General features: G+C 44.8%; 1 protein-coding gene. It reads right to left on the bottom strand.

What is annotated here, in order from left to right; translation table 11 throughout:
* Nucleotides 1-85: 85 nt before the first annotated feature.
* The coding region (gene phoU, locus ACYVTD_RS15535) for a phosphate signaling complex protein PhoU (RefSeq protein WP_461248602.1) at nt 86-607 on the bottom strand (522 nt) is incomplete at its 5' end.

Raw genomic sequence — 607 nt, 5'->3', positions numbered from 1 at the left:
AGATAGCATAAGACAAATATTCAAAAACACCGCAGATACGCCTATGAAAATAGAATTGCCCATAAACGCAAATCAAGCATATCGTCTAACGCTGATTGATCCAAACGGCAATGTACTGTGGGATTCCCATGTGACCAATGATCTTGTAAATAATCGCTTCGCAAATATTGGTGATGTGATCTCCAAGCCGTTCAAGCTGGTTTGACGTGTTAATAATTTGAAGCGCATCCTTAACCATATCGGGATTTTTTTTCATTTGTTTTAAAATTTCTTCGGTAAGAGCTTTGTGCTCCGCGTCAATTTTGCTGTCCATTGCCGCCGCCGCCCGCGCCGCCTGCGCGTCTTGCGCCATAAATGCCGAAATAGCGGCGCGAATCATCTCCTGTCCTATTACCGCCATAGCTTCAAAATGCCCCTGCGCCATAAAGAGCGAATCGCCTTTTTTGGCAAGTTTTTTCGCGGCGCGCGCAAGGTGTACGGCATGATCTCCAATTCTTTCTATGTTGCTTGTAAGTTTAAAAATTGTTACCATCTCGCGTAAATCGCGCGCAACAGGTTGTTGCGTAGCGATAACTATGGCGGCATCGTCTTCTATTCTTATTTGGAG

It is taken from the genome of Treponema sp. R6D11, from assembly GCF_054786075.1.
The sequence above is the reverse complement of the archived record's forward strand: the minus strand, read 5'-3'. Positions and strand labels throughout refer to the sequence as shown.